The following is a 21,325-nucleotide window of genomic DNA, read 5'->3' on the forward strand; positions in this document are numbered from 1 at the left end:
GTCTGGCGCCGTGGTCGGCCCGAAGCGGTAATGCACCATTCCGACCGCGGCAGCCAGTACACCAGCGACCAGTTCCAGCGCCTGCTCGACGAGATGGGAATCACCTGCAGCATGAGCCGGGCGGGCAACTGCTGGGACAACTCGGCGATGGAGAGCTTCTTCAAGTCGCTGAAGGCCGAGCGCACCGATCGCAAGGTCTATCGCACCCGCGACGAAGCCAAGGCCGATGTGTTTGATTACATCGAGCGGTTCTACAACACCCGTCGTCGTCATTCGACCTTGGGTTACATCAGCCCCGCGCAGTACGAGCAGCAACTACAGATAGCTTAGGATGGTGTCCACGGAACCGGCAGCAGTCCACATCAGCCCCGCGCAGTACGAGCAGCAACTACAGATAGCTTAGGATGGTGTCCACGGAACCGGCAGCAGTCCAGCCGGCCACACGATCGACGTGCGCGCAGAAGCCGGCGACGAAGGCGCGCAGGCGGTCTTCGATGCCGGGGTCGACGATGCGGCCGTCGGCGTCGAACACCTGTCCGGCGCGCGCCACCATCAGCCGGCCTTCGAACCAGGGCGCGGCGCCCAGCGTGCGCAGCACCGGCAGCCACGCGTTCTGGCCCAGCTGGGTGCCGAAACCGCCGGGCGAAGCACCGATCACCGCGACCGGCTTGCCGCCGAACACCCGGGCGATGTCCGTGGCCGGGCGCGACATCCAGTCGATCGCATTCTTGAACACGCCCGGCAGGCTGTTGTTGTACTCGGGGGTCACCATCAGCAGGCCGTCGGCCGCGGCGACAGCGTCCTTCAGCGCGGCGACCGCAGGCGGGATGCCCTCGGCCGCTTCCACGTCGCCGTCGTAGAGCGGCACGCCGTGCAGCGTGCGCGCGTCGACGTGGCTGCCGTCCGGCACCCGCGCTGCGGCAGCGCGCAGCAGGGCGGCGTTGAACGAATCGCGTCGCAGGCTGCCGCACAGTCCGACGATGTTGGCCATGGATGAATTCCCGCGTGCCGGTGGCCGCGCGTCGTGCGCGGCCTGGCACGATCTTGACATCATTGCCGCGCGACGGGCCCGGCTCGCCGCCGGGCGGGGCGGGGTGCGATGCGACCGAGGTCAGCGTCGCCTGCGGCCAAGCCACGGCGCCATGCTCGCCAGCACGCCGTCGCGCCGGACAAGGGCATGGAACAGGGCCGCGGCCAGGTGCAGCAGGAACGTGGCGAACAGCAGCAGCGCCAGCCAGTGGTGCGCGCCGCGCAGCCACGCGAACAGCCCTGCATCGTGCGGCGCGATCGGCGGCAGGCGGATCCCGGCCAACAGCGTGACCGGATAGCCCGCCGCCGACAGCATTGCCCAGCCGCTGACGGGCATCAGCAGCAGCAGCGCGTACAGCAGCCAGTGGGAGAGGGTGGCCGCGCGCCGCTGCAGGCGGGGGAGGTCGGCGGGCAGCGGCGGCGGCGGATGGCGGAGGCGGGTGTGGATGCGCAGCAGCACCAGCACGAGGATCGCGACGCCCAGCGGCTTGTGGATCGCCAGCAGCAGCGCGTACGCGGACGAGGTGGTGGACAGCATGCCGATGCCGATGAACAGCATCGCGACCACCAGCGGCGCCATCATCCAGTGCAGCAGGCGCGCGCGGGCGTGGAACAGGGGGACTGGCGTGCTCATCGCTGCGACTCCTGCGGGAGGGTGGCGGGCGCGCTGCCCGGTGCGCCGGGATGCGGCCCTTCGCCCGAGCGCCGTCGCAGCGAAGCCGCGTAGACGGCCGAGCGGGCGCTCAGCAGCGGATCGTCGGAAGCGGCGATGCCCGGCGGCAGCACCAGCGGATCGAAGGTGACGTCACGGCACGGGCCGGCCGCCTCGGGCAGCGCGCGCTCGATCACCAGCGTGCCGACATCGATGCGCTCACGGGACGCCGGCCACTGCACGGTGGCGTTGTCGGTGCGGTCGCCGGCGGCGGCCAGCGTGACCACCAGGTGCCAGCGCTGCGGTTCCCGGCGCAGGCGCGCGAACAGGTCGTTGAACAGGAAATCGCGGTCGCGCGCGTTCATCGCATCGAAGCGGCCGCGGTCGAGCGCGGAGAACGCCGCCTCGGGCAGCATCGACCAGCGCACCGCGCGCGCCGTGCCGCCGGCGTCGATGAAGCGGAACGCATTGATCGAGTGGTAGCCGTCGTTGGCAAAGCTCGAGGCGATCGGCCGCGAGGCCATCAGCGCGTTGAAGGCGCGGGTTTCCGGGTGCGCGGCCATGAATGCGGCGACCCTGGCCGGGTCGGGCTTGCCGGTCATCGGATCGGGCGTGGTCGCGCGCTGCAGCGCGACGAAATCGCGCACGTTGCCGACCGGGAACAGCGGCACGCTGTTCATCGCCGTGCGCCAGGTGCTGCCGTCGGCGGCGCTGAAGTCCAGCGCCAGGCTGCGCGGCGCAGGCACGCCGTCGGGCGCGTAAGGAGAGCCGACGGCCAGCGCGAAGCGGCCGAACACCGGCGTGCGCCCGGGCGCGAACACCGCCGCCTTCGACAGCGCCTGGCCGCGGCCGTTGCTGTCGAAATAGCCGACGACGCACACGCCCTTCTCGTGTGCGCGGCGGAAGCCGGGGTGCTCGCCGTTGTGGCGTTCCAGCACGTCGGCGACATCCGCGCCCGACAGGCGCGAGGGCGTCAGCCAGCCGGCGGTCCAGGCGAAGGCCAGCGCGAGGATGCCGACTGTGAGCGCGATCGCGCCCAGGCCGGTGATCACCCGGCGCCGCCGACGCCACAGGCGGCGCAGCGACTGCGGGGAAGGGGAGGAAAGCGGCATCGTGGCTCCTGCGTGGTGTTCGATGGCAGTGGGACGCCGCGGGCGCCGGCTTATTCCATCGAGCGCTGGTTTGCAGGCGCGATTCGCGCGCGGGGAATAAACGCCGCTGCCGCGCGTCGTACCCTGTGACCAGTGGAGGAGCCCCCGCGTGCGGCCAGGACGAATAACGCCATGACGACCGTCGACGACGACGAACTGCACGCGCTGCTGCCGTCGCTGCGGCGCTTCGCGCTGTGGCTGGCGCGCGACGCCAGCGACGCCGACGACCTGGTGCAGGCCTGCCTGGAGCGCGCGCTCTCGCGCTGGGCCACGCGGCGCGGCGATTCCAGCATGAAAGCCTGGCTGTTCGCGATCCTGCACCGGCAGTTCATCGACCAGCGCCGGCGCGCGGGCCGCTGGCGTCGCGTGCTCGCGGCCTTCGGCGGCGAACCGGGCGCGGCGCCGTCGGCGGAGGACGCGTTCGTGGCGCGATCGTCGCTGGAAGCGTTCGATGCGCTGGCCATCGATCATCGCGCGGTGCTGCTGCTGGTGGTGGTGGAAGGACTCGAATACCGGGAGGCCGCGCAGGCGCTGGGCGTGCCGGTCGGCACGGTGATGTCGCGGCTCTCGCGCGCCCGGGCCGCGTATCGCAAGCTCACCGGCGACGAACCCGGCGGCGCCCGGCTGCGGAGGATCGGATGAACGACACGATGCCCGATGACGACACCCTGCAGGCCTACGTCGACGGCCAGCTGGACGAGGCGCGGCGTCGCGACGTGGAGGCCTGCCTGGCCGCGCAGCCCGCGCTGGCCGCGCGCGTGGCGCAGTGGCAGCGCGATGCGGCCGGCCTGCGCGCGGCGCTCGCCGGCGGCCTGTCGCTGCCACCGCAGGCGCGACTGGATCCGGCGTCGATCCGGCGCACGCGTCGCGCGCGGACGCAGCGCCGGCTCGCGCTGTGCGCGTCGCTGGTGCTGGCGCTCGGCCTTGGTGGCATGGGCGGCTGGCAGGCGAAGACCATGCGCGTCGCGGCCGCTGCGCCGCCGATGGACGATGCGGTTACCGCCTACCGCATCTTCGCCACCGACCGCACCCGCCCGGTCGAGATGGATGCCAGTCGCGGGCCGGAACTGCAGGCGTGGCTGTCGGCGCGGCTCGGCCGGCCGATGTCGCTGCCGGACCTGCAGTCCTACGGCTTCACCCTGCTTGGCGGGCGCATGCTTGCCACCCCCGACGGCGCCGCGGCGATGCTGATGTACCAGGACGTCGAAGGCCGGCGGATCAGCTTCTACGTGCGCCCGAGCACGCGCTTCGCCGATGCGCGCGGCAGCCGCCTCAACGACGGCCTGGCGCTGCGATACTGGTACCGCAACGGCTACGGCTTCGCGGTGGTGGGGCGCGCCGACGATCCGCGCACGCTGGCGGTGCAGCAGGCGATCCCGCCGGCGGTGTGACGCGGCCCCCGGCGCTGCACCCGGTTGTTCGGGCGATCCGCGTGCGGCGCAAGCGGCGCGTCCCCAGCTAGCCAGCGCAAGAGGCAGGTCGATGCGTGCGGGAGCCGCCTTGACGGGTTGCCCTGCGATCGCCGGGAGCGCCTTTGAGGTGCGTCCGGTTTTCCAGGTGCTAAGGTCTGCGGCTCGCCCAGCCGCGGGAGTCCGATGAGCACCTACGCACTCCAGTCCGTGTTCGCTCCCGCCTCGGTGGCGGTGGTCGGCGCCAGTCCGCGCGAGCGCTCGCTCGGGCGGCTGGTCCTGCAGCAACTGCGCGAAGGCGGGTTCGCCGGGCCGGTCGGGCTGGTCAACCCGCACTACCGCGACATCGACGGCATGGCGGCCGCGCCGCGGCTCGATGCGTTGGGGTTCGCGCCGGAACTGGTGGTGATCGCCGCGCCACCGCAGGACGTGGCGGCAGTGGCGCAGGCCGCGGTCGACGCCGGTGCCAGGGCGGCGATCGTGCTGACCCGCGGCATGGGCGCGGGCGCCGGTTCGCACAACGAGGCGCTGCAGGCCGTGGCGCGTGCGCACGGGCTGCGGATCGTGGGGCCCAACTGCCTGGGCGTGATCGCGCCGCACGCCAGCCTGTTCGCCAGCTTCGCCGCACACCGGCCGCTGGCGGGCGACCTGGCGCTGGTCTCGCAGTCCGGCGCGGTGGCGGCGGGGGTGCTGGAGTGGGCGCGCCCGCGCGGCATCGGTTTCTCGGCGGTGGTGGCGCTGGGCGACGCGATCGACGTCGACTTCGCCGACCTGCTCGATTACTTCGCCGTCGACCGCCACACCCGCGCGATCCTGCTGTACCTCGAACACGTGCGCGACGCGCGCAAGTTCCTCTCGGCCGCACGTGCGGCGGCACGCGGCAAGCCGGTGGTGGTGGTCAAGCCCGGGCGCCACGTCCGCGCCCCGGCCGATGCGCAAACCCACATCGCGCGCCTCGCCACGCCCGATGCGACCTACGACGCCGCCTTCCGCCGCGCCGGCCTGCTGCGCGTGCATGGGCTGGACGAACTGTTCGCCGCGGCCGAAACGCTCTCGCACCTGGGCAACGTGCCGGGCAAGCGGCTCGCGCTGCTGACCAACGGTGCCGGCACCGGGATGCTGGCGCTGGACCGGCTGATGGACCTGGGCGGCGTGCCGGCGACGTTGTCGCAACCCACGATCGAAACGCTCGACCATGCGTACCCGCGCGGTTGGTCGCGGAGCAATCCAGTCGACATGCTCGGCGACGCCGACGGCGAGCGCTACTTCGCCGGCATGCAGGCCCTGCTCGCCGATCCCGACAACGACGCGGTGCTGGCCATGCACGTGCCCACGGCGCTGTCGCAGCCGCAGGACACTGCCGACGCGGTGGTCCGCGCGCTGCAGGCGCAGGCGGGAGGCGGCGCGCGCAAGCCGACCCTGGCGGTGTGGATGGGCGGCGACGCGCAGGCCTTGTCGACGCTCAACGACGCCGGCGTGCCGACCTACGCCACCGAGGCCGAGGCGGTGCGCGGCTTCATGTACCTGGTGCGCCACCGCGAGGCGCAGCAGGCACTGATGGAGACGCCGCCGAGCCTGCCGCAGGATTTCGTCGTCGACGGTGCCGCCGCGCAGGCGGTGGTCGCCGAGGCGCTGGCGAACGGGGAGGAATGGCTGCAGCCCGGGGCGGTGGCGCGCCTGTTCGCCGCCTACGGCATCGCCTTCGTGCCGTCGCTGCCCGCGCGCGATGCCGATGAAGCGGCGCGCATCGCCGCGCCGCTGCTCGAAGCGGGCGGCGCGGTCGCGGTGAAGCTGCTGTCGCCCGACGTCATGCACAAGTCCGACGTCGACGGCGTGCGGCTGAACCTGGGCAATGCCGATGCCGTGCGCGAGGCTGCCGAAGACATCGTGCGTCGCGCGCGTGCACGCCGGCCAGGCGCGCGCATCGACGGCGTGCTGGTGCAGCCAATGGTGCAGCGGCCCAAGGCGCGCGAGGTGATCGCGGGCATCGCCGACGATGCCGTCTTCGGCCCGGTGATCGTGTTCGGCCGCGGCGGCACCGCGGTGGAGGTGATCGACGACAAGGCGCTGGCGCTGCCGCCGCTGGACCTGCGCCTGGCGAAGGAACTGGTCGGCCGCACCCGCGTGTCGCGCATCCTCAAGGCCTATCGCGACGTGCCTGCGGCCGACGAGGACGCGCTGGCGCTGGTGCTGGTCAAGCTGGCGCAGCTGGCGGCGGACATCCCGGCGCTGCGCGAGCTGGACATCAACCCGCTGCTGGTCGATGCCGACGGCGTGGTTGCGCTCGATGCGCGGGTAGCGGTGGCGCCGTCGCGGCAGCTGCATCGCGGCCGCGGCCATCCGCGCTTCGCGATCCTGCCGTATCCGAAGGAATGGGAGCGCAACATCACCCTCGCCGACGGACGCGAGGCGTTCGTGCGCCCGGTCCGGCCGGAAGATGACGCGATGTTCAGGGCGTTCTTCGCCCGGGTGAGCGCGGAGGACCTGCGCCTGCGCTTCTTCCGCGCGGTGCGCGATTTCAGCCACGACTTCATCGCCCGGCTGGTGCAGCTCGACTACGCGCGCTCGATGGCGCTGGTGGCCATCGACACCGCCAGCGGCGAGATGCTCGGCGCGGTGCGCCTGCTGGCCGACGCGAACTTCGACCGCGGCGAGTACGGGATCATGGTGCGCTCCGACCTCAAGGGAGCCGGCATCGGCTGGCAGCTGATGGAGGCGATGATCGAGGTCGCGCACTGGCTCGGCCTCAACCTCATCGAAGGCCAGGTGCTGCGCGAGAACAGCACGATGCTGTCGATGTGCCGGCACCTTGGGTTTGACGTGGTGCCGGATCCCGATGATGCGATGGTGATGCTGGTGACGCTGCCGGTGGGCGATGGCCCGTAGGCTGGCGTGCGCGGGAGAGAGGTGCGCGGGATTCCGTGGGGCCACTGTTCTTTTCAGTCGCTGGCGATGACCCGTCTAAATCTGAAGGCGTTTCGCGCCGTGACGGCGCGAGTCACCTTTCTTTGCTTGTGCAAAGAAACGTGACCCAAAGAAACACACCCCGCCTGCGCGCCCGGTGCTGCGCACCGGGTCCGCGGCGCCGGCGGGAATTTTTCGAACGGGCCTCCTGCCCCTGCGAAAAACGCCGCACGTCCTTGTGCGGCGCCCTGCGGGTTTTACCCGCCGACTCCGCCGCTTCGGAGGGGCCCCGGAGGTGCAACGTCAACGCCAACGGCAACGGCAACGGCAACGGCAACGGCAACGGCAAGGTCAGGATCGGTGGTGACGGTGGGCTTGAACTGCGAGCTTCTCGACGGCCGGGCCAGAAGTTAGCTGCTGGAGCCACTCCTACAGAAGGCGGTTCTCCGGCTGCTGCGGGATAATCGGCGCATGCGCAAGATCCTCCACGTCGACATGGACGCGTTCTACGCGTCGGTCGAGCAGCGCGACGATCCGTCGCTGCGCGGGCGGCCGGTGGTGGTGGCCTGGCGCGGCGCGCGCTCGGTGGTGTGCGCGGCCAGCTACGAGGCGCGGGTGTTCGGGGTGCGGTCGGCGATGCCGGCGGTGCGCGCCGAGCGGTTGTGCCCGGACGCGGTGTTCGTGCCGCCGGACTTCACGCGCTACAAGGCGGTGTCGCGGCAGGTGCGGGCGATCTTCCTGCGCCACACGGATCTCGTCGAACCGCTGTCGCTCGACGAGGCCTACCTCGATGTCACCGAACCGAAGATTCCCTCGCCCAGCGCCACCGCGACCGCGCAGGCGATCCGCGCGCAGATCCGCGAGGAGACCGCGCTCACCGCGTCGGCTGGCGTCGCGCCGAACAAGTTCATCGCCAAGATCGCCTCGGACTGGAACAAGCCCGACGGCATGTTCGTGGTCCGCCCGTCGCAGGTCGAGGCCTTCCTCACGCCGCTGCCGGTGGCGAAGATCCCCGGGGTGGGCAAGGTGATGGAGAAGAAGCTGGCCGAGCTCGGCGTCGCCACCGTCGGCGACCTGCGCGCGTTCAGCGCCGAGGAGCTGCAGCTGCGCTTCGGCACCTTCGGCCGCCGCCTGCACCTGCGCGCCCGCGGCATCGACGAACGTCCGGTGCAGCCGGACCAGCCGGTGCAATCGATCTCGGCCGAGGACACGTTCGAGCGCGACCTGCAGCTGTACGAATTCGAAGGCGACATCCGCCGCCTCGCCGAGAAGACCTGGCTGGCGACGCGCAGGACGCAGCGCGTCGGCCGCACCGTGGTGCTGAAGCTCAAGACCGCGCAATTCCGGATCCTGACCCGCAGCTTCACCCCGGAAGTCCCGCCGGCGTCGCTGGAGGAACTGACCTCGATCGCGCTGTCGCTGCGCGACCGCATCGACCTGCCGCCGTCGACGCGTTACCGGCTGGTGGGTGTCGGCGTATCGGGATTCCGCGAACGCGGGGAGGCCGACGGCCAGGGCAGCCTGTTCGACGACGGGGAGCGTTCGCCGGATTCGACCGGCCGCCCCGAGTCCCTGTAGGAGCGGCTTCAGCCGCGAGCTCCTGGGCCTGGACGTTGTAGGAGCGGCGGAAGCCGCGATGCTTGACCGGGAAAGCCATCGCGGCTTCCACCGCTCCTACAGCAGCGAAAATCAAAAACTCGCGACTGAAGCCGCTCCTGCAAGGAGCGCGGGTGTCAGCGCGCCGGCGCCCAGCGCAGGCTCAGGCCGTATTCGCGGCCGGGCTGGTTGTACCAGGCGACGGTTTCGTAATCGCGGTCGAACGCGTTGTCCACGCGCGCCTCCAGCGTCCAGTCCGGATGGAAGGCGTACGAGGCGCGCAGGTCGAACGTCGCGTAGCCGCCCAGGCGGACGGCGTTGGCGGCATCGTCGAAGCGGTGGCCGGCGCCCTTGAGGCTGGCGCCGAAGGCGAACTTGCCGAACGCCCGGTCGACGTCGACGCGCCCGGTGTTGCGCGCGCGGCGTGCCAGCAGGTTGCCGCGGTTCGCGTTGTCGCTGCCGTCGGGGTTGTGCCGGGTCTGGTTGCGCGGATCGGTGTGGCTGAGCTGGGCGGACAGGTCCCACCCGGCCAGCGTGGTGTCGAACGTCAGCTCGACGCCGCGAATCCGCGCCTGATCGATGTTGTTGGGCAGGAAGATCGACGAGTCGTAGGAGATCAGGTCGTCGATGCGGGTCTCGTACGCATTGAGTGTCCAGCTGTAGCGCTGCGCGTATTGCGCGATGCCGACGTTGTATCCCTTCGATTCCTCGGGACGCAGGTCGGGCTTGCCGAAGAACGGGTAGTACAGGTCGTTGAAGGTCGGCGCCTTGAAGCCGGTGGCGTAGTTCGCGGTGAGGCGGTAGTCGTCGCCGAAGGCCAGCCCGTAGCCGATGCCGCCGGTGGTGTGGCTGCCGAACTGCTCGTTGTCGTCGTTGCGCACGCTGGCCTGCAGCCGGTGCGCGCCGAACTTGCCCTGGTATTCGAGGAACACGCCGGTGTTGTCGCGCTCGGTGACGTCGAACGCGGTATTGCTTTCCACCGCATCGTGCTGCCAGTCGGCGCCGGCGCTGAGCAGGTTGCGTGCATCGACGGCGAAATCGGCCTGCAGCGAGGCGGTCTCGCGGCTGGTGTAGAAATGGCCGGTGTCGACCCGGCTGCCGGCGTGGTCGTCGAGGAAATTCTCGGAGCGGTCGTCGTTGCGGCCGAGTTGCGTGGTGATGTCGATGCGGTCGGTCGGCGTCCAGGCCAGCTTCGCACCGAGGACCTGCTGCACGTTCTCGGCGAGGTTCTGGAAGCTGCCGTCGAACTCGTTGCGCGACTCGGCGCGCAGCGCGTTGCCCTGCAGTTCCAGCGTCTCGCCCAGCCGCACGCCGCCGCGCAGGTTGACCGAGCTGTTGCGGTAACCGTCGCGGTCGGGTTCGTCGGCGAAGCAACCGGCGCCGAACGGCGCGCCCGGCGCGGAAGCCGTGCCGCGGCAGGCATTGATGCCGTCGGTGCGCTGGTAGGCGACGTCCGCGCCGAACCAGCCGCGCTCGCCGCCGCCGCCGATGCCGGCGCTCGCTTCGCGCAGGCCATGGCTGCCGATCCCGGCGCGCATGCGCGGCGAGAATGCACCGTCGTCGCGGCGGGTGAAGATCTGGATCACGCCGCCGATCGCCTCCGAGCCGTACAGGCTCGAACGCGGGCCGCGCACGATCTCGATGCGGTTGATCTGGTCGACCGGCAGGTCCTGGAACGCGGCCAGCCCGGCACTGACCGAGCCCACGCGCACCCCGTCGACCAGCACCAGCACCTGGTCGGCCTCGGCGCCGCGCATGAACACGTTGCTCAGCTTGCCCGGCCCGCCCTGGTTGCCGATGTCGATGCCGGCGCGGCCGCGCAGCAGGTCGGTCAGGCTGCGCGCCTGGCTGCGCACGATCTCGTCGTGGTCGATGACCTGGGCCGGGAACAGGCTGTCGGCCAGTGCCACTTCGGTGCGCGTGGCGGTGACCACGACTTCGTCGAGGTCGGTGGCGGCGGCGCCTTCGGCGACGGCGAGCGACGGTGCGGACAGGATGCCGGCGACGGCCAGCGCGAGGATTCGGGACTGCATTGGACGCTTCTCCTTCGCGCGCACCCACGCACGCGAAACAAGTGTGGAAGCCCGTACGGCATGCACGGGCCCGCGCGGGAGCCGAGCAGTTGCACGCGTGCACGTGCCGGCCTGCGAAGCACCCGCATCCGTTTGCAGTGGGAGGATGGTGGCTGCGGAGCAGGCGTGGGGCACGCGCCGGCATCGCCGCCGCGATGCCCTCCGCATCGCAATCGGACGGGGTCGAGGGACCCCTGCTTCGTGGCCGGTCTCCGGACTGGCGAGTGGGAGTGTTCAACTCCGGCCGCGGCGCCTTCCCGTGCGGACCCGTTGCGGGCCTGGACAGTGGCGGATGCGTTGGCGCGACTCGCTTACCGTTGCGGGGGCAGTGCCGGAATGGTCGTGGCGCGTGCTGGCACGCGGTGGACGTCACCGGCTTCCCGTTTCAACCCGTTGGCGGATGCCGCCGGGTCACCGCGAAGCGGGGCGATTGTACGTCATGGCGGCCGGGTGCGCGCGGCGGCAGGCGGTCGTCGCAATGCGCCCGCCGATGGCAGCTTCCCCGAATCCCGAATCCCGGCTCGTGCGTGGATCCCGCGGTCAGTCGTCGGTTTCGTCGAACAGCCGCATCGACGGCATCGGGTCGTCTTCCTGCATCATCACGGTGGTGGTGACGGGCGAGGCGGCAGGTCGATTGCGCGGCGGCGGCAGCAGCGCGGTCGCGGCCTCGGCCTGTTCGACCAGCTGGGCGCGGCGTTCGTCGGGGACTTCCTGCCAGTGGCAATCGCACAGCGCGCCTTCCAGCGCATAGAGCAGGTTGAGGCTGGGCTTGAAGCCGGCGCGCCTGACGCGCATGAAGGCGTCCACGGGGCCGGCGGCGGCAAGGTCCTCGGCCGTGTGCAGGCCCACCTGGCGCAGCCACGCGGCGCTTTTCGGGCCGATGTTGCGCATCTTCAGCGGCGGCGTGCTCATGGGCTCGCGCCCGCGTGCGGCGCGGCGGCGCGCCGGTTCGACCTGCATGGAAGTCCATGGCCATGCCGCGTGGGTGTGGCGGTGTTCCGCCCGATCATGCGCAGCTTCATTGGTTTGCTATCCCAGTGATCGCACGTAGATCCGTGCGAGTTCTTCGAGTCCCCTCTGGTCTGTAACGTCGAAACGGTCCAGATCCGGACTGTCGAGGTCGAATACGCCCACCAGCGCATCGTTGCGGAACAGCGGCACCACCAGTTCCGAGCGTGAGGCCGAGTCGCAGGCGACGTGGCCTTCGAAGGCGTTGACGTCCGGCACGCGCTGGGTATCGCCGCTGCGGGCCGCCGCGCCGCACACGCCCTTGTCGAGCGGGATCCGGATGCATGCGGGCAGGCCCTGGAACGGGCCGACGACCAGCTCGTGGCCGTCGAAGAAGTAGAAGCCGACCCAGTTGAGCCGCGGCAGTGCGTGGTAAACCAGCGCCGACAGGTTGGCGGCGTTGGCGATGCGGTCGTGCTCGCCGGCGACCAGCGCCTCCGCCTGCCGGGAGAGCTGTGCGTACTGCTCGGCCTTGTCGCCGCTTAAACTGTGCGTCGTGAACATGTGCAGCAGTCTAGCAGCGCCGACATTTTCACCGCGCATGCGCGCGGCGGTTGCGGCGATCCCGGTCCGCGGCGCCGCGTCCGCGGGTGGCGCGGGCACGTGATCGCGCCGGGCGTGTTCGTCACCGGCACCGACACCGGCGCCGGCAAGACCACCGCCAGCGTGGCGCTGCTGCATGCGCTGCGCGCGCGCGGGCTGCGCGCGGTGGGCATGAAGCCGCTGGCCAGCGGCTGCACGCGCGATGCGCGCGGCCAGTGGCGCAACGACGATGCATTGGCGCTGCAGGCCGCGAGCGACCCGCGCCCGGAGTACGACGACGTCAATCCGTTCGCGCTGCCGCTGGCGATCGCGCCGGAGTTCGCCGCGCGCGAGGCGGGGATCGAAGTGACGATGGCGCCGATCGTTGCCGCGCATGCACGGCTGGCCGCGCGGGCGGAGTTCGTCCTGGTCGAGGGCGTCGGCGGCTGGCTGGCGCCGCTGACCGCGACGCTCGACCAGGTGGATCTGGTGCGCGCGCTGGACCTGCCGGTGCTGCTGGTGGTGGGGATGCGCCTGGGCTGCCTCAACCATGCCCGGCTCAGCGCACGCGCGATCGCCGCAGACGGTGCCCGGCTGGCCGGCTGGATCGCCAGCGAAGTCGATCCGGACATGGACTGCCGCGACGAGAACTTCGACGCCCTGTGCGGACGTCTGCCCGCGCCCTGCCTCGGGCGCCTGCGCTGGAGCCCGGGACGGGAGCCCGCGGCGATGGCCGCGGAGGTGTACACAGCCAAGCTGATGCCAGGCTGAAAATCCTGACTTCCGGCACGTGGGCCGGCCGGGGGGCGATGCTACACTGGCGGGTATAGGAATTGCCGCTGCAGCTCCCTGCTGCGCGCGCGCCTTTGCCCCGGAGCCCCCACCCATGACGATGCAAATCCGTACGCTGGCAGTCGCCGGCGCGATCCTCCTGCTGTCCGCCTGCGGAAAGGGCGACGAAGCCGGTCCGGGCGCCATGGGCGCGATGCCGCCGCCGGAGGTGGGCGTGATCGTCGCGAAGAAGGCCAGCGTGCCGCTGCACCAGGAAATGGTGGGCCGGCTGGCGGCGTTCCGCAGCGCCGACGTGCGCGCGCGGATACCCGGCGTGGTGCAGAAGCGCGTCTACGAGGAAGGCAGCGACGTGCGCAAGGGCCAGGTGCTGTTCCTGATCGACCCGGCGCCGCTGCGTGCCGCGCTGGGACAGGCGCAGGCCGCGCTGGCGCAGGCCCAGGCGAGCCAGGCCAACGCCAGGGCAAGCGCCGACCGCGCGCGCCAGTTGCTGCCGCAGAAATTCATCTCCAAGTCCGACTACGACAACGCGCTGGCCGCCGAGCGCAGCGCCGTCGCCGCGGTGCAGGCCGGGCGCGCCGCCGTGGATGCCGCGCAGATCAACCTAGGCTATGCCACCGTGCGCGCGCCGATCGACGGCCGCGCCGGCAAGCAGCAGGTCACCGAAGGTGCGCTGGTCGGCCAGGGAGACGCGACCTTGCTGACCACGGTCGACCAGATCGATCCGCTGTACGTGAACTTCTCGATGAGCGTGTCCGAGCTGGCCCAGGCGCGCAGCCTGCAGACCAACGGCCAGACGCCGACGGTGCAGGTGCGCCTGCCGGACGGTTCGGTCTACGGCCATCCCGGCGAACTCGATTTCTCCGGCGACATCGTCGATCCGGAAACCGGTTCGGTCGCGCTGCGGGCGCAGCTGCCCAACCCGGACAAGACCCTGCTGCCGGGCACCTTCGTGTCGTTCGGCATCACCCTGGGGCAGGTGCCCGACGCGTTCCTGATCCCGCAGACCGCGGTGCAGCGCGACGCCAAGAGTGCCTACGTGCTGGTGGTCGGACAGGACGGCAAGGTCGCGCGCAAGGACATCGCCGCCGACCGCGCCCAGGGCAGCGACTGGATCGTCACCGGCGGCCTGGCCGGCGGCGAGCAGGTGATCGTCTCGGGCCTGCAGAAGGCGCAGCCCGGACAGCCCGCGAAGGCGTCGCCGTGGCAGCCGCCGGGCGCCCAGCCCGCGGCGGCCGGTGCGCCCGCAGGCGACAAGCCCGCGGAAGGCAAGCAGCAGGCCGGCGACGCGGCGCAGAAGGACTGATCGCCCATGTCACGCTTCTTCATCCACCACCCGGTCTTCGCCTGGGTCATCGCGATCCTGATCACGCTCGGTGGCGTGCTCGCGATCAACAGCCTGGGCGTCGAGTCGTACCCGAACATCGCCCCGCCGCAGGTCACCGTCTCCGCCGCCTATCCCGGCGCGAGCGCGGCGACCACCGAGGGCGCGGTGACCCAGGTCATCGAGCAGCAGCTGACCGGCATCGACAACCTCGACTACTTCAGCTCCTCGTCGAGCTCCAGCGGCCGGGCCTCGATCACGCTGACCTTCAAGCCCGGCACCGACCCGGACATCGCCCAGGTGCAGGTGCAGAACAAGGTCGCGCTGGCGACCCCGCGCCTGCCGTCGGAGGTGGTCCAGCAGGGCGTGGTGGTGGCCAAGGCCAACCCCGGCTTCCTGATGATCGCGGCACTGCGCTCGAGCAATCCGGAGTACGACAAGGACGCGCTGTCGGACCTGATCGCCGCGCGCGTGCTCGACCAGATCTCGCGTACGCCGGGCGTCGGCAGCACTCAGCTGTTCGGCGGCGAGTACGCGATGAACATCTGGCTCAACCCCGACAAGCTGCGCGGCTACGGCCTGTCGGCCAGCCAGGTGCTGGCGGCGGTGCGCGGGCAGAACGTGCAGTTCGCCGCTGGTTCGGTCGGCGCCGAGCCCTCGCCGGAGGGCCAGGCGTTCACCGCCACGGTCTCGGCCGAGGGCCGCTTCAGCACCGCCGAGCAGTTCGGCAACATCATCCTGCGCGCGGAAGGCGACGGCACCACGGTGCGCCTGAAGGACGTGGCGCGGGTCGAGAAGGGCGCGTCGGCCTACGGCTTCGACCTGCAGTGGAGCGGCACGCCCGCGTCCGGCTTCGCGATCCAGCTGGCGCCCGGCGCCAACGCGCTCGGCGTGGCCGAGGCGGTGAGCGAGCGCATGGACGAGCTGCAGGCGACGTTCCCGCAGGGCGTGACCTGGTTCTCGCCGTACGACAGCTCGACGTTCGTGGAAACCTCGATCGTGGCGGTCGTCGAGACCCTGTTCGAGGCGATCGTGCTGGTGTTCCTGGTGATGCTGATCTTCCTGCAGAACTTCCGCGCGACGCTGATCCCGACGCTGGTGATCCCGGTCGCGCTGATGGGCACGTTCATCGGCCTGTGGGTGCTGGGCTTCACCATCAACCAGCTCAGCCTGTTCGGCATGGTGCTGGCGATCGGCATCGTCGTCGACGACGCGATCATCGTGATCGAGAACGTCGAACGCATCATGACCGAGGAAGGGCTGTCGCCGAAGGACGCCACGATCAAGGCGATGGGCCAGATCAGCGGCGCGGTGGTGGCGGTGACGGTGGTGCTGGCGGCGGTGTTCGTGCCCAGCGCGTTCCAGGCCGGCAGCGCGGGCGAGATCTACAAGCAGTTCGCGGTCACGATCGCGATGGCGATGGGCTTCTCGGCGTTCCTGGCGCTGGGCTTCACCCCGGCGCTGTGCGCGTCGATCCTCAAGCCCACCGGCCACCACGAGAGCCGCAACCCGGTCTTCCGCGGGTTCAACAAGATCTACAACCGGGTGGCACGCACCTACGTCGGCCACATCGGCGGCGCGGTGCGACATGCGCCGCGCTGGATGCTGGTGTTCGCGGCGCTGACCTTGCTGTGCGGCTTCCTGTTCACGCGCATGCCCGGCAGCTTCCTGCCCGAGGAGGACCAGGGCTATGCGATGGCGATCGTGCAGCTGCCGCCGGGCGCGACGCTCAACCGCACCAAGCGCGTGTTCGAACAAATGCGCGGCGGCATCGAGAAGCTGGACGGCTACGAGGGCATGATGCAGGTGGCCGGCTTCAGCTTCGTCGGCCAGGGCGAGAACGTCGGCATGGCGTTCATCAAGCTCAAGCCCTGGGACGAACGCGACATCACTGCACAGGAGTTCATCCAGCAGGCCAACGGGGTGGCGTTCGGCATCCGCGACGCGCAGATCTTCGTGATGAACCTGCCGACGGTGAACGGCCTGGGCCAGTTCGGCGGCTTCGACATGTACCTGCAGGACCGCAGCGGCCAGGGCCGCGACGCGCTCGCGCAGGCCATGGGCGCGCTGCTGGGCAAGGCGTCGCAGGATCCGACCCTGACCGGCGTGCGGCCGAACACGCTGGCCGACGCGCCGCAGCTGCGGCTCGACGTCGACCGCACCCAGGCGCAGGCGATGGGGCTGTCGGTGACCGACATCTACAACGCGATCAGCCTCATGCTGGCGCCGGTGTACGTCAACGACTTCACCGACGGCGGCCGCGTCAAGCGGGTGACGATGCAGGCCGACAGCACGTTCCGCACCGGCCCCGAGTCGCTGTCGCGCTTCTACACGCCGGCGCCGAACCAGTCGGCATCGGCGGAGGGCGGGTCCGGCGACGGCATCTCGATGATCCCGATCTCGAACGTCGTCGACAGCCAGTGGACCACGGCATCGCCGTCGTTGAGCCGCTACAACGGCTATGCCGCGGTGGAGATCGTCGGTTCGCAGGCGCCGGGACACAGTTCGGGCGAGGCGATGACGGCGATGCAGCAGATCGTCGAGAACGACCTGCCGCCCGGCTTCGGCTACGACTGGACGGGGCAGTCCTACCAGGAAATCCTGTCGGGCAACCAGTCCACGATGCTGATGGTGCTGTCGATCCTGGTGGTGTTCCTGTGCCTGGCGGCGCTGTACGAAAGCTGGTCGGTGCCGGTGGCGGTGCTGCTGGTGGTGCCGCTGGGCGTGCTGGGCGCGGTCACGCTGTCGCTCATGCGCGGACTGCCCAACGACATCTACTTCAAGATCGGCCTGATCACGGTGATTGGCCTGGCGGCGAAGAACGCGATCCTGATCATCGAGTTCGCGATCGAGCAGCGCCAGCTGGGCCGGCCGCTGCGCGAGGCGATCATCGAGGCCGCGCGCCTGCGCTTCCGCCCGATCCTGATGACCTCGTTCGCCTTCATCATGGGCGTGCTGCCGATGGCGGTTTCCACCGGCGCCGGCGCCAACGCGCGCCATGCGATCGGCACCGGCGTGATCGGCGGCATGCTGTTCGCCACCTTCCTCGGGCTGCTGCTGATCCCGGTGTTCTACGTGGTGGTGCGCAGGCTGCTGGGCGACAAGCTCGACGAGAAGCCGGCCATCGCGCACGACTAGGCGAAGGCGCTCGAAGTGAAGTGACGGGAAGGCCGCGGAGACGCGGCCTTCCTGTTTCCGGGCGCGCCGGTCAGGAGGCGCTTGCGAACAATGCGCCGATGCCGACGTTCACCGCGTAGCCGCCCACCAGCAGGAACACGAACAGCGCACTGGCCAGCAGCAGCGGCCGCAGCCCGGCCTGGCGGATCGCGCCGACGTGGGTGCGCAGTCCGAGTGCAGCCATCGCCATCGCCAGCAGCACGGTGTCGGCCTGCACCAGTACCTCGACCCAGGCCGCCGGCAGCAGCTGCAGCGAATTGACGCCGGCCACGGCGACGAACAGCACCGCGAACCACGGGATCACGATGCCCGCCTTTTCGCCGCTGCCTGCATTCGCCTCGCGCGACAGGCGCGACGACAGCAGCAGCAGGAACGGCGCCAGCAGCATCACCCGCAGCATCTTTTCGATCACCGCCGCGGAGCCGGCGGCCTCGCCGACCGCGCGTCCGGCGACCACCACCTGCGCCACCTCGTGGATCGTCGAGCCCGCATACACGCCGAACGCGTGCTCGCCGAGTCCCAGGTACGGATACAGCCACGGGTACAGGAACATCCCCAGCGTGCCGAACACCACAACGGTCGCCACCGCCACCGACACCTTGTGCGCCTGCCCGCGAACCACCGGCTCGGTGGCCATGACCGCCGCCGCGCCGCAGATCGCGCTGCCGGCGCCGATCAGCATCGCGGTCTCGCGGTCGAGCTTGAACACCCGCGTGCCCAGCAGCACCGCCAGGCCGAACACCAGCCCGACCATCGCCACCGCGATCAGCACGCCTTCCATGCCGACCGCGGCGATATCCTGGAAGGTGACGCGGAAGCCGTACAGCACGATGCCCGTGCGCAGCAGCATGCCCTTGGCGAAATCGACGCCGGCACCGCTGCGCGCGGCGACCGCCGGGAACACGGTGTTGCCCAGCGCGATGCCGAACACGATTGCGAGTGTCAGCGCGCTCAGGCCCAGCGCCTGCAGCGCCGGCAGCCGCGCGGCGAGGATGCCCGCGCCCGCGATCGCGGCGACCAGCGCCAGCCCGGGCCACAGGCCTGCGTAACGCTGGAGGCGGGCGAGGAGCGGCGGCGTATCGGCAACGGCGTGCATCGGCGCGGGCTTCCAGCGGAGGTGCCGGCAGGCTAGGCGCGCGCATCGAATGAATCCAGTACATATAATTCACGATTCGATGAATTCTGGTTATCAATGAACCTGCACCTGCTGCGCGTGTTCATGGCCGTGGTCGAGCACCAGGGCTTTTCGCGCGCCGCCGAGGCGCTGCACGTCAGCCAGCCGGCGGTGTCCAAGGCGGTGCGCGAACTGGAGCGCCAGCTCGGGCTGCCGCTGGTCGAGCGCGGCGCAGCGCGCAGCCGCGGCGTGGTGCTCACCGACCACGGCCAGTCGCTGCACCAGCACGCACGCGCGATCTTCGCCATGGAACGCGCTGCGATCGCGGACGTCCGCGACCGCGTCGGCCTGCGCAAGGGCTCGCTGCGCGTGGGTGCCAGCACCACCGTCGCCGGCTACTGGCTGCCGCCGCACGTGGCGACATTCGTGCAGCGTCATCCGGGAGTGGATTTCGAGCTGCAGGTCGGCAACACGGCCGGGATCGGCCATGCCATCGCCGAGGGCCGCATCGACGTGGCGTTCGTCGAAGGCGTGGTGGACGATCCGGGCATCGTGGCCACGGCGTGGCGCGACGAGCCGCTGCAGCTCGTGGTCGCTGCCGATGCGACGCTCGGCGCGCATCGGCGCGCATCGGTGGCGGAACTCGCGCGGCAGCCGTGGATGCTGCGCGAGGCGGGTTCCGGGACACGGCAGGTCGCGCAGCGCGTGCTGCGTTCGCGCGGGATCAAGCCGGCGCGCGTGATCGAACTGGGCAGCAACGAGGCGATCGCGCGCGCGGTTGCCGCCGGTGCCGGCGTGGCGTTGCTGCCGGAGATCGTGGTGCGCGACCTCGTGGCGATGCAGCGCGTGCGCATCCTGCGCCTGGCCGGCGACGCCGGGATCCTGCGCCCGCTGTACCGGCTGGAACTGGCCAATCGCCCGCGCGCGCCCGCGCTGCAGGCGTTCGTCGACCTGGTGGACGCGCCGGCGCGCGGCTGAGGCGCGAAGCCGCTTTGTAGGAGCGGCTTCAGCCGCGAGCTCTTGAAGGCGACCACGGATGGCTCGAAACGATCCGGTTGTTTTTCGACGCGCGCATCAAAAGCTCGCGGCTGAAGCCGCTCCTACAGGGCAGTCGAAGACACGAAAAAACCCGGCAACTTGCGTTGCCGGGTTTCCGACGCGGGAGAGAGACCGCGTGGCCGGTTGCCCGGCCGTCTGGAGCTGGATTACTTGCGGGCCTTGGCGGCGCCCTTGATGGCTTCCTCGGCCTTGGCCTGGACGTTGGCGCTGGCCGACTCGACCTGGGCCTTGGCGATCTGGGCGATGGCTTCGTTGGTCTTCAGCGTGCGGCCGAACACTTCCTGGCCGGTGCTCACGGCGCGCTCGACGTTCTCGCGCGCAACCTGCACGCCCTTCGGCAGCACGGCCTTCAGGCCGTCGAAATCACGGGCCTCGGCGATCTCGCCCCAGAAGGCGAAGGCGGCGTTGGCGTTCTCTTCGAACGTGGCCAGCTGCAGGCCGAACACCTTTTCGGCGTTCTCGAGGGCCAGGCGGTTGACCTGGGCGGCGGTGTCGGCGAACTGGCGCGACGCAGCGGCGAACTGCTGGTTGAAATCCTGGTACATGGCGGGCTCCTGCAGATGTCCGGCAGGGATTGCCGGTATTGTGCGGTGCAGCATAACGCTGGATATGTTGCGATGCAACATCCGGAGGGCGTGCATCGCTCATCCGTTCAGTTTCAGTTGAAATCAGTAGCTTGGAGGCCCGTAGGAGCGCCCCATGGGCGCGAAAGACTTCCCGGAAGCCTTTCGCGCCCATGGGGCGCTCCTACGGACGAAGGGTTGCGCGAACGACGATATGCGCGAAGCGGTGCCCGACCCACCAGAGGGGTCCCTGCGTTTAAGGCATCGGCCCACTACCAGCACGGCGGGCCCGGCTGGCCTACGCCCGCGGCGGAACCGGCGCCGCAGCCGGGCCGCGATAGCGGCAGCCGGAGGTGCAGGTCTCGCGCACGACCACCTCGCCCAGCTGCGGCAGGGCGGGCTTGAGCCGCTCCCAGATCCACATCGCCAGCCGCTCGCTGGTCGGGTTCTCCAGCCCCTCGACCTCGTTGAGGTAATGGTGGTCAAGCTGCTCGTACAGCGGCCGGAAGGCGGTCTTGATGTCGCCGAAGTCCATGATCCAGCCGCTGTCGGCGCCCGGCTCGCCGGACACGTGCAGCTCGATCACGAACGAATGCCCGTGCAGCCGCGCGCACTTGTGCCCTGGCGGCACGTTGGGCAGCAGGTGCGCGGCTTCGATGGTGAAGGTCTTGAAGATGTCCATGGCGATCCGTGGGCCGGGCGCCGTCCTCCGGCGATGCCCGGACGACGTGCGCCGGGAACAAAAAACCCCGCAAATCCGCGGGGTCGGTGGCTCTGCGCGTGGTGGCTATGGGTGGAATCGAACCACCGACCTCGGGATTATGAGTCTCGCGCTCTAACCGTCTGAGCTACATAGCCGCGCGGAACCGCGAATTATTCCCGTGCCGGGGCGCGGCGTCAATCGCTGGCCGGGCCGCTTGTCGGCCCGGCGTGGCCGTGGCAGAGTCGGTCACAGT

18 protein-coding genes, 1 tRNA gene and 1 riboswitch are annotated in these 21,325 nt (G+C 70.5%); of the genes, 9 read left to right on the forward strand and 10 right to left on the reverse strand.

Translation table 11 applies throughout. From position 1 onward, the window contains the following. On the forward strand, nt 1-330 hold a 330-nt coding region (locus H570_RS0100155; RefSeq protein WP_027078994.1), incomplete at its 5' end, for an IS3 family transposase. Nucleotides 331-388: 58 nt separating this feature from the next. Here H570_RS0100155 and H570_RS15625 read toward each other — a convergent pair. The 3 genes from H570_RS15625 to H570_RS0100170 all read right to left on the reverse strand — a co-directional run bounded on the left by H570_RS15625 (nt 389) and on the right by H570_RS0100170 (nt 2,793). After that, entirely contained in the window at nt 389-991 is a 603-nt protein-coding gene (locus H570_RS15625) for an NADPH-dependent FMN reductase (RefSeq protein ID WP_051175923.1), read from the reverse strand. 120 nt (nt 992-1,111) lie between these two features. Beyond that, entirely contained in the window at nt 1,112-1,663 is a 552-nt protein-coding gene (locus H570_RS0100165) for a cytochrome b (RefSeq protein ID WP_027078995.1), read from the reverse strand. Further along, nucleotides 1,660-2,793, reverse strand: coding sequence for a catalase family peroxidase (locus H570_RS0100170; protein ID WP_084499549.1), 1,134 nt, complete (start codon nt 2,791-2,793; stop codon nt 1,660-1,662). The genes H570_RS0100165 and H570_RS0100170 overlap by 4 nt, the downstream gene beginning before the upstream one ends. Before the next feature lie 171 nt (nt 2,794-2,964). On the opposite strand from H570_RS0100170, the gene H570_RS0100175 reads away from it, so the two are divergent. The 4 genes from H570_RS0100175 (at nt 2,965) to dinB (ending at nt 8,723) form a co-directional block, all read left to right on the forward strand. Continuing rightward, nucleotides 2,965-3,474, forward strand: coding sequence for a sigma-70 family RNA polymerase sigma factor (locus H570_RS0100175; protein WP_027078997.1), 510 nt, complete (start codon nt 2,965-2,967; stop codon nt 3,472-3,474). After that, nucleotides 3,471-4,223, forward strand: coding sequence for an anti-sigma factor family protein (locus tag H570_RS0100180; protein ID WP_027078998.1), 753 nt, complete (start codon nt 3,471-3,473; stop codon nt 4,221-4,223). Before H570_RS0100175 ends, H570_RS0100180 begins: the two co-directional genes overlap by 4 nt. Nucleotides 4,224-4,427: 204 nt before the next feature. Beyond that, nucleotides 4,428-7,127: a bifunctional acetate--CoA ligase family protein/GNAT family N-acetyltransferase gene (locus H570_RS0100185; RefSeq protein WP_027078999.1), complete on the forward strand. Its 2,700-nt coding sequence runs from the start codon at nt 4,428-4,430 to the stop codon at nt 7,125-7,127. Between the two features lie 489 nt (nt 7,128-7,616). After that, nucleotides 7,617-8,723 (forward strand): DNA polymerase IV, encoded by a 1,107-nt coding sequence (gene dinB / locus H570_RS0100190; protein WP_027079000.1) that lies wholly within the window; start codon nt 7,617-7,619, stop codon nt 8,721-8,723. Between the two features lie 155 nt (nt 8,724-8,878). On the opposite strand, the gene btuB is transcribed toward dinB, so the two are convergent. The 3 genes from btuB to H570_RS0100205 all read right to left on the reverse strand — a co-directional run bounded on the left by btuB (nt 8,879) and on the right by H570_RS0100205 (nt 12,325). Then, complete coding sequence (gene btuB / locus H570_RS0100195; protein ID WP_027079001.1) at nt 8,879-10,774, reverse strand: TonB-dependent vitamin B12 receptor; 1,896 nt, start codon at nt 10,772-10,774, stop codon at nt 8,879-8,881. Between the two features lie 225 nt (nt 10,775-10,999). Further along, nucleotides 11,000-11,247: riboswitch (cobalamin riboswitch) on the reverse strand. 106 nt (nt 11,248-11,353) lie between these two features. Continuing rightward, nucleotides 11,354-11,725: a TfoX/Sxy family protein gene (locus tag H570_RS15630; protein ID WP_084499634.1), complete on the reverse strand. Its 372-nt coding sequence runs from the start codon at nt 11,723-11,725 to the stop codon at nt 11,354-11,356. Nucleotides 11,726-11,842: 117 nt separating this feature from the next. Beyond that, nucleotides 11,843-12,325, reverse strand: coding sequence for a GAF domain-containing protein (locus tag H570_RS0100205; protein ID WP_027079002.1), 483 nt, complete (start codon nt 12,323-12,325; stop codon nt 11,843-11,845). Nucleotides 12,326-12,424: 99 nt separating this feature from the next. Between H570_RS0100205 and bioD the strand changes: the two genes are divergently transcribed. The 3 genes from bioD to H570_RS0100220 all read left to right on the forward strand — a co-directional run bounded on the left by bioD (nt 12,425) and on the right by H570_RS0100220 (nt 17,594). After that, nucleotides 12,425-13,114, forward strand: a complete 690-nt coding sequence (bioD, locus tag H570_RS0100210) for a dethiobiotin synthase (RefSeq protein WP_027079003.1) — start codon at nt 12,425-12,427, stop codon at nt 13,112-13,114. A gap of 115 nt (nt 13,115-13,229) precedes the next feature. After that, nucleotides 13,230-14,438, forward strand: coding sequence for an efflux RND transporter periplasmic adaptor subunit (locus tag H570_RS0100215; protein WP_027079004.1), 1,209 nt, complete (start codon nt 13,230-13,232; stop codon nt 14,436-14,438). A gap of 6 nt (nt 14,439-14,444) precedes the next feature. Next, nucleotides 14,445-17,594, forward strand: coding sequence for a multidrug efflux RND transporter permease subunit (locus H570_RS0100220; protein WP_027079005.1), 3,150 nt, complete (start codon nt 14,445-14,447; stop codon nt 17,592-17,594). 70 nt (nt 17,595-17,664) lie between these two features. Here H570_RS0100220 and H570_RS0100225 read toward each other — a convergent pair whose 3' ends face one another. After that, on the reverse strand, nt 17,665-18,729 hold the full coding sequence (locus H570_RS0100225) for a YeiH family protein (RefSeq protein WP_027079006.1): 1,065 nt from the start codon (nt 18,727-18,729) through the stop codon (nt 17,665-17,667). Nucleotides 18,730-18,825: 96 nt separating this feature from the next. On the opposite strand from H570_RS0100225, the gene H570_RS0100230 reads away from it, so the two are divergent. After that, nucleotides 18,826-19,725, forward strand: coding sequence for a LysR substrate-binding domain-containing protein (locus H570_RS0100230; protein ID WP_027079007.1), 900 nt, complete (start codon nt 18,826-18,828; stop codon nt 19,723-19,725). Between the two features lie 227 nt (nt 19,726-19,952). Here H570_RS0100230 and H570_RS0100235 read toward each other — a convergent pair whose 3' ends face one another. From H570_RS0100235 to H570_RS0100245, 3 genes are all read right to left on the reverse strand, one after another. Continuing rightward, the gene (locus H570_RS0100235; RefSeq protein ID WP_027079008.1) at nt 19,953-20,351 is read right to left on the reverse strand and encodes a phasin family protein; all 399 of its coding nucleotides are present in this window, start codon (nt 20,349-20,351) and stop codon (nt 19,953-19,955) included. A 316-nt stretch (nt 20,352-20,667) separates the two neighbouring features. Continuing rightward, nucleotides 20,668-21,051, reverse strand: coding sequence for a 6-carboxytetrahydropterin synthase QueD (gene queD, locus H570_RS0100240; RefSeq protein ID WP_027079009.1), 384 nt, complete (start codon nt 21,049-21,051; stop codon nt 20,668-20,670). 99 nt (nt 21,052-21,150) lie between these two features. Beyond that, nucleotides 21,151-21,227 (reverse strand) — tRNA-Met (locus tag H570_RS0100245). Between the last annotated feature and the right edge of the window lie 98 nt (nt 21,228-21,325).

It is taken from the genome of Luteimonas mephitis DSM 12574 (assembly GCF_000422305.1).
Taxonomy (GTDB): Bacteria; Pseudomonadota; Gammaproteobacteria; order Xanthomonadales; family Xanthomonadaceae; genus Luteimonas; species Luteimonas mephitis.

What these genes read in the sequence shown, in the direction of transcription:
- H570_RS15625 (WP_051175923.1), bottom strand. Translation starts at nt 991, where the DNA reads ATGGCCAACATCGTCGGACTGTGCGGCAGCCTGCGACGCGATTCGTTC.
- H570_RS0100165 (WP_027078995.1), bottom strand. Translation starts at nt 1,663, where the DNA reads ATGAGCACGCCAGTCCCCCTGTTCCACGCCCGCGCGCGCCTGCTGCAC.
- H570_RS0100170 (WP_084499549.1), bottom strand. Translation starts at nt 2,793, where the DNA reads ATGCCGCTTTCCTCCCCTTCCCCGCAGTCGCTGCGCCGCCTGTGGCGT.
- H570_RS0100175 (WP_027078997.1), top strand. Translation starts at nt 2,965, where the DNA reads ATGACGACCGTCGACGACGACGAACTGCACGCGCTGCTGCCGTCGCTG.
- H570_RS0100180 (WP_027078998.1), top strand. Translation starts at nt 3,471, where the DNA reads ATGAACGACACGATGCCCGATGACGACACCCTGCAGGCCTACGTCGAC.
- H570_RS0100185 (WP_027078999.1), top strand. Translation starts at nt 4,428, where the DNA reads ATGAGCACCTACGCACTCCAGTCCGTGTTCGCTCCCGCCTCGGTGGCG.
- dinB (WP_027079000.1), top strand. Translation starts at nt 7,617, where the DNA reads ATGCGCAAGATCCTCCACGTCGACATGGACGCGTTCTACGCGTCGGTC.
- btuB (WP_027079001.1), bottom strand. Translation starts at nt 10,774, where the DNA reads ATGCAGTCCCGAATCCTCGCGCTGGCCGTCGCCGGCATCCTGTCCGCA.
- H570_RS15630 (WP_084499634.1), bottom strand. Translation starts at nt 11,725, where the DNA reads ATGAGCACGCCGCCGCTGAAGATGCGCAACATCGGCCCGAAAAGCGCC.
- H570_RS0100205 (WP_027079002.1), bottom strand. Translation starts at nt 12,325, where the DNA reads ATGTTCACGACGCACAGTTTAAGCGGCGACAAGGCCGAGCAGTACGCA.
- H570_RS0100215 (WP_027079004.1), top strand. Translation starts at nt 13,230, where the DNA reads ATGACGATGCAAATCCGTACGCTGGCAGTCGCCGGCGCGATCCTCCTG.
- H570_RS0100220 (WP_027079005.1), top strand. Translation starts at nt 14,445, where the DNA reads ATGTCACGCTTCTTCATCCACCACCCGGTCTTCGCCTGGGTCATCGCG.
- H570_RS0100225 (WP_027079006.1), bottom strand. Translation starts at nt 18,729, where the DNA reads ATGCACGCCGTTGCCGATACGCCGCCGCTCCTCGCCCGCCTCCAGCGT.
- H570_RS0100230 (WP_027079007.1), top strand. Translation starts at nt 18,826, where the DNA reads ATGAACCTGCACCTGCTGCGCGTGTTCATGGCCGTGGTCGAGCACCAG.
- H570_RS0100235 (WP_027079008.1), bottom strand. Translation starts at nt 20,351, where the DNA reads ATGTACCAGGATTTCAACCAGCAGTTCGCCGCTGCGTCGCGCCAGTTC.
- queD (WP_027079009.1), bottom strand. Translation starts at nt 21,051, where the DNA reads ATGGACATCTTCAAGACCTTCACCATCGAAGCCGCGCACCTGCTGCCC.